The organism is Photorhabdus namnaonensis (assembly GCF_001684335.1).
In the GTDB taxonomy this organism is placed as follows: Bacteria; Pseudomonadota; Gammaproteobacteria; order Enterobacterales; family Enterobacteriaceae; genus Photorhabdus; species Photorhabdus namnaonensis.
In genome coordinates this window covers 264,056-270,706 of the sequence record NZ_LOIC01000082.1, presented here as the reverse complement: position 1 = coordinate 270,706, position 6,651 = coordinate 264,056, and the positions used below count along the sequence as shown (strand labels likewise).

The window sequence follows — 6,651 nt, the reverse complement described above, 5'->3', positions numbered from 1 at the left end:
GAGCGAATCCCCGGGAGCATAGAGAACTATGTGACCGGGGTGAGTGAGTGCAGCCAACAAAGAAGCAACTTGAAAGATGACGGGTATAGATAACATCCTATTTATTCATTATCTTTAGCGCCACTAAATCCCTGAGAGAAATTAACTTATGGACAAATCTCAACCGCATTATGACCTGCCAAAGCTCTTCTTTACTTTAATTTTCCTGTCACTGCTAATTGTTACCAGCTTTTGGGTGATAAAGCCCTTTATCTTCGGTTTTGTCTGGGCGGGCATGGTTGTTATCGCCACCTGGCCATTATTAGAAAAACTACAGAACAGTTTATGGGGTAAACGCTGGATTGCCGTCTCCATCATGACGCTACTGCTAATTCTCTTGTTTGTAATCCCTGTCGCGTTACTGGTCAGTAGCTTATTGGAAAACAGCGCGCCATTAATCCAATGGGCTAAATCCCCCTCCCATTTTCAGATACCGACAATGACTTGGCTGAATAGTATTCCTCTGGTTGGCGATAAACTTTACAGCGGTTGGAATTCGCTCATTACTGATGGTGGAAATGTGCTGATAGCTAAAGTCCAACCTTATGTTGGAGAAGCAGCAACCTGGTTCTTTACTCAAGCGGCAAATGCCGGGCGTTTTGTATTCCACCTCTGTTTGATGGTGTTATTTAGCGTGCTCTTATATCTGAAAGGCGAACGAGTCACGATGAGTATTCGCCATTTTGCTATTCGCCTGGCAAATAAGCGCGGAGATGCCGCCATCCTGCTGGCGGCACAATCCATCCGTGCCGTAGCGCTCGGCGTAGTCGTTACCGCGCTGGTTCAAGCCATTATCGGTGGTCTCGGCTTGGCTGTTTCAGGTATTCCTTATGCGACGTTGCTGACCGTACTGATGTTTGTCTGCTGTGTCGCTCAGCTTGGCCCATTACTGATTTTAGTTCCTGCTGTCGCCTGGCTTTACTGGACAGGTGATACAACCTGGGGAACCGTATTATTGGTCTGGAGCTGCATCGTAACAACGATGGATGGATTTCTTCGCCCATTCTTAATTCGTTTGGGCGCAGATTTACCTATGGCGCTGATATTAATCGGCGTTATTGGTGGAATACTCTCATTTGGCATGATTGGCTTATTTATCGGCCCCGTTGTATTAGCGGTTGCTTATCGTTTATTAATCGCATGGATGAATGAAGTCCCAGAACCTGAAAATGATTTAGCCGAAACGGAAAAATATCTGGAACAAGAGTTGTCAGAATAATTTGTATGATATACCCGTTATCTTTCAAGTTGCCTCTTTGTTGGCTGCGCTCACTCACCCCGGTCACATAGTTCTCTATGCTCCCGGGGATTCGCTCCCTTGCCGTCGCGATCCATCTTGAAATCCATAGGTATAATTAATTCTGACTTACACAGCGAAAGAGAATTTAGCTCTTTCGCTAAAGCATAATCTTATAAAACTTACCACTCTTTTGTGGTACTTATTCGTTAAATATAATTATTGTGAAAAAATTGTTAAAATTTAGTTAAATTTGGCTCATTTTAGTCGTAAATAATACGGAAATTAGGACAATTCTTAATGAATAAACCATATAACTAAATTAATATAAACGGGCTATGAACGAGACGTTTATTTCTCCTTTTGATGATTCTACTTGTTAGAAACTCCTATATTGCTGTGTGTAGTCCTTGCCTATCACGCCCATGATAGGCTTTTTTTTTCATTACTTTTCCACGGAAACTGTAATCAGCAACCTTAATCGTGAAAAAACCCGCCATTATTTTGACGGGACTTTAATTCTAATTGCGTATTATTCTCAATTAACTCACTTTTGCTAATCCTAACCAAGTTTTTACAACGGTATCTGGATTTAATGACAGGCTATCAATACCCTCTTCCATCAACCAGTGCGCGAAATCCTGATGGTCTGAAGGCCCTTGACCACAAATTCCCACATACTTGTTTTGACGTTTGGCCGCCTGAATAGCTAATGAAAGCATGGCCTTGACCGCATCATTACGTTCGTCAAATAGTTCAGATACCACCCCAGAATCCCGATCCAAACCAAGAGTCAATTGAGTCATATCATTAGAACCAATGGAGAAGCCATCAAAATGTTCAAGGAACTGTTCTGCCAGAATTGCGTTGGACGGAATCTCGCACATCATAATGACTTTTAATCCATTTTCACCGCGCTTCAACCCTTGGGACGCCAGTTCAGCAATAACCGCTTTAGCCTGAGCTACTGTACGAACAAACGGGATCATAATTTCGACGTTGGTCAACCCCATATCATTACGTACGCGTTTAACGGCCTCGCACTCCAACGCAAAACAGCGACGGAAACTGTCAGAAACATAACGCCCTGCGCCACGGAAACCTAACATGGGGTTCTCTTCATCAGGTTCATAAATGTCACCGCCAACCAGATTGGCATATTCATTAGATTTAAAGTCAGACAAACGCACAATAACCCGTTTCGGCCAGAACGCGGCCGCCAGAGTAGCAATCCCCTCAGTCAAGCGCCCAATATAGAATTCAACCGGGTTATCATAACCGGCCATCAGCGATTTTATCTCCTGCTGCAATTCCAAAGTTTGCTGATCAAACTCCAGTAATGCGCGAGGATGTACGCCAATCATCCGATTAATAATAAACTCCAAACGAGCAAGACCTACGCCGTCATTCGGCAATCGGGCAAAATCAAATGCACGATCTGGGTTGCCGACGTTTAGCATAATTTTTACATCAAGCTCCGGTAACTGATCGACCTGAGAACTTTGTACAGTAAAGTCCAATTGATTCTGATAAACAAAACCCGTATCACCTTCCGCACAGGAAACTGTCACCGGCTGATTTTCTTTCAAACGTTCCGTTGCATCACCGCATCCAACAACCGCAGGAATGCCCAATTCACGGGCAATAATCGCTGCGTGGCAGGTCCGGCCGCCTCGATTAGTCACAATCGCAGCGGCTTTTTTCATAATAGGCTCCCAATCCGGATCGGTCATATCAGTGACCAGAACATCACCCGGTTGGATGCGATCCATTTCATTCAAGTTGTGAATAACTTTTACTCGACCTGCGCCAATACGATGGCCTATGGCACGCCCTTCCACCAATACCTGACCTTGTTCATTCAGTTGGTAGCGCTCCATAACATGCTGGTTTGATCGGACAGTCTCAGGACGCGCCTGAACAATGTACAATTTGCCATTATGACCATCTTTAGCCCATTCAATATCCATTGGCCGGCCATAATGTTTTTCAATTAATAATGCCTGACGCGCTAATGCCTCAACTTCTTCATCCGCTAAAGAGAAACGATTGCGTTGTGATTCTGCTACATCTTCGATACGTACCTGCTTACCATGTTCTTTATTGTCAGCATAGATCATATGCAGTTTTTTAGAACCCAGATTACGCCGCACAATTGCCGGTTTTCCCTTATTCAGAGTTGACTTATGAACATAGAACTCATCCGGGTTCACAGCGCCCTGAACAACCATCTCACCCAATCCGTAAGCAGAGGTAATAAAAACAACCTGATCAAACCCTGATTCAGTATCAATAGTGAACATCACACCGGAAGAGGCGAGATCGGAACGCACCATACGTTGTACACCCGCTGATAGTGCGACTCCTCGATGGTCATATCCCTGATGGACACGATAGGAAATAGCGCGATCATTAAACAATGAAGCAAACACATGCTTGATGGCAACCATCACCGCATCAATGCCTTGCACGTTTAGAAAAGTTTCCTGCTGCCCGGCGAAAGAAGCGTCAGGCATATCTTCAGCGGTCGCCGAAGAACGTACAGCAAAAGAGGCTTCTGGCTCTCCTTCCGACAACTGTTGATAAGCATCCTGAATATCTTTTTCCAGTTGTGGCGTAAATGGCGTATCAATCACCCATTGGCGAATTTGTGCGCCGGCTTTAGAGAGTTGATTGACATCATCAACATTTGTTTCATCCAGCAAGTCATAAATACGCTGATTGACGCCACTTTGTTCCAAGAAATCATTAAATGCCTGCGCTGTCGTAGCGAAACCATTCGGGACAGAAACCCCCAATCCTGACAGGTGAGTGATCATTTCTCCCAGGGAGGCGTTTTTACCACCAACCCGGTCAATATCATGCATACCTAATTGGTTATACCAAAGCACATTACGCGGGGTGAGGTCATTATTGGGCATTAAACAATCCTTTTATTCGTGAGGTACAAATCGAGAAATTGGCGCTGCATAGCGCAGCCATAAGTAGACTAACACAATGTTTTCGCACACATAGAAAGGTGAATCGATCAACCCAACACATTATTTTTTTCTTAGGTATACTTTGCAGAGAATCAATATCCGGTTTTATTCAACTAAACAATTGGCAAGATAAAAGGTCACTATAAATATCATGGCGGAATTCAGATTAGAAACATCAGTGGAACGTAATAATGTTACAGGCGTTGAGAATGTTGAACGTACCGTTTTCTTTATTTCAGACGGCACGGCAATTACCGCAGAAGTATTGGGGCATGCTGTCTTATCACAATTTCCCATCAAAATAACTGCTTATACTCTTCCTTTTGTCGCCAATGAAACCCGCGCAAAAGAAATAAAGCAACAAATAAACCAGATATATCAAGATACGCGTATAAGACCTTTAGTTTTTTATTCCATTATCTCTTCTGGAGTGAAAAATATTATTACCAGCAGCGAAGGATTTTGTCAGGACATTGTACAGACACTAGTTGCCCCATTACAGCAAGAAACCGGATTGGAACCCAAACCCGAACTTAATCGTACCCACGGTCTGACTGAAAAGAATCTCAGTCAGTACGATGCACGCATAGCGGCTATTGATTATGCCCTGGCCCATGATGATGGTATCTCTTTACGTAATCTTGACCAGGCACAAGTTATCCTATTGGGCGTATCCCGCTGTGGGAAAACACCCACCAGCCTCTATTTAGCCATGCAATTTGGTATTCAGGCTGCAAATTATCCTTTCACTGCGGATGATATGGACAATTTACAATTACCTGCGACATTAAAACAGTTTCAACATAAGTTATTCGGTTTAACTATAAGCCCTGAACGGCTGGCGGCGATTAGGGAAGAACGTCGAGAAAACAGCCGTTACGCATCATTAAGGCAATGTAGAATAGAAATTTCCGAAGTTGAAGCTTTATTCCGCAAAAATAAGATTAATTATCTTAATACCACCAATTATTCTGTTGAAGAAATCTCGACCAAAATAATCGACATGATGAAGCTAAACCGCCGAATGTTTTAAAAATATATCAATAGGAATAACGGAAAAAAATTCATCATATGATTAATTATATCATTTGTTTAACTTAGTCGTTTTCGTTTATTGTAATTTCAATTACCTATAGATATGCCTGCTAATGTGAAACAAACTTTGAGAAAATATATGTGCAAAACAGATGGTTTAAGGACTCACCGTGTCGATAGTTTGGTAACACCTCAAGCTCTTGCAATTCAATTTCCCGTCTCCGAAAAAATCGCTAACAATGTTACAGCGTCACGGAAACGCATTGCTGATATTCTCTGCGGGAATGACCCACGGCTTATGGTAATCATCGGTCCTTGTTCTATTCATGATATTGATGCTGCTTTAGATTATGCACAGCGACTGAACAGATTGCGTGAAAAATACCAGCACAGACTGGAGATTATTATGCGCGCCTATTTTGAGAAACCGCGCACAGTAGTAGGCTGGAAAGGTTTAATTTCAGATCCCTATCTCGACGGCTCTTGCCAGGTAAATCGGGGAATTACTTTGGCCCGGAAATTATTGGTTGACGTCAATGAGTTGGGTTTACCTACGGCAACCGAATTTCTGGATATGGTGACCGGCCAATATATTGCCGATCTGATCAGTTGGGGCGCTATCGGAGCCAGAACAACAGAAAGCCAGATTCACCGTGAAATGGCATCCGCCCTCTCCTGTCCGGTTGGCTTTAAAAACGGCACGGACGGCAACATTCGTATCGCCATAGATGCAATCCGCGCAGCCAGTGCCCATCACACATTTCTCTCGCCTGATAAGCACGGTCAGATGACCATCTATCAAACCGAAGGCAACCCATACGGTCATATTATTATGCGTGGAGGCAAACAGCCTAATTACAGTACCCAAGATATCGCTATAGCTTGCGCCCAACTACGCGAATTTAATTTACCAGAACATTTAGTTGTTGATTTTAGTCATGGCAATTGTCAGAAAATACATAAACGCCAACTGACTATAGCAAAAGAGGTGGGCCAACAGATTCAAGAGGGTTCTACCGCTATTGTCGGTGTGATGGCTGAAAGTTTTCTGGTTGAAGGCACCCAGAAAATCATTCAAGGACAACCGCTAAATTACGGTCAATCGATCACAGATCCTTGTCTAAACTGGCAAGATACAGAACAACTTATTGACATTCTTGCTGAAGCAGTAAGTTACCGTTTCTGAATCCTTATTTTGAGTTAGCCTTTATTCATTCATAAAAGGCTAACTGACAACAAATTAGTTAAATTTCATTAATGTTATGATCATGACCACCAAAAATATTGCTTGAAGTCGCCCCTTCATATAACGATAATAATTCTCACTATGATAATAGTTAGTATTCGCAAAGTGGTTTT

At 43.0% G+C, this 6,651-nt stretch carries 4 protein-coding genes; 3 read left to right on the top strand and 1 reads right to left on the bottom strand.

Translation table 11 applies throughout. The features are described 5' to 3' along the window. The first annotated feature begins 148 nt into the window (after positions 1–148). Entirely contained in the window at positions 149–1,258 is a 1,110-nt protein-coding gene (gene ydiK / locus Phpb_RS17720) for an AI-2E family transporter YdiK (RefSeq protein ID WP_065391492.1), read from the top strand. Positions 1,259–1,818: 560 nt separating this feature from the next. Here the strand turns inward: ydiK and ppsA are convergent. Next, positions 1,819–4,197 (bottom strand): phosphoenolpyruvate synthase, encoded by a 2,379-nt coding sequence (ppsA, locus tag Phpb_RS17715; RefSeq protein ID WP_065391491.1) that lies wholly within the window; start codon positions 4,195–4,197, stop codon positions 1,819–1,821. Positions 4,198–4,408: 211 nt separating this feature from the next. Here ppsA and ppsR point away from each other — a divergent pair, with 211 nt between their 5' ends. Beyond that, entirely contained in the window at positions 4,409–5,290 is an 882-nt protein-coding gene (ppsR, locus tag Phpb_RS17710) for a posphoenolpyruvate synthetase regulatory kinase/phosphorylase PpsR (RefSeq protein ID WP_109396676.1), read from the top strand. Between the two features lie 141 nt (positions 5,291–5,431). Beyond that, complete coding sequence (locus tag Phpb_RS17705; protein ID WP_065391490.1) at positions 5,432–6,478, top strand: 3-deoxy-7-phosphoheptulonate synthase; 1,047 nt, start codon at positions 5,432–5,434, stop codon at positions 6,476–6,478. The last annotated feature ends 173 nt before the right edge of the window (positions 6,479–6,651 follow it).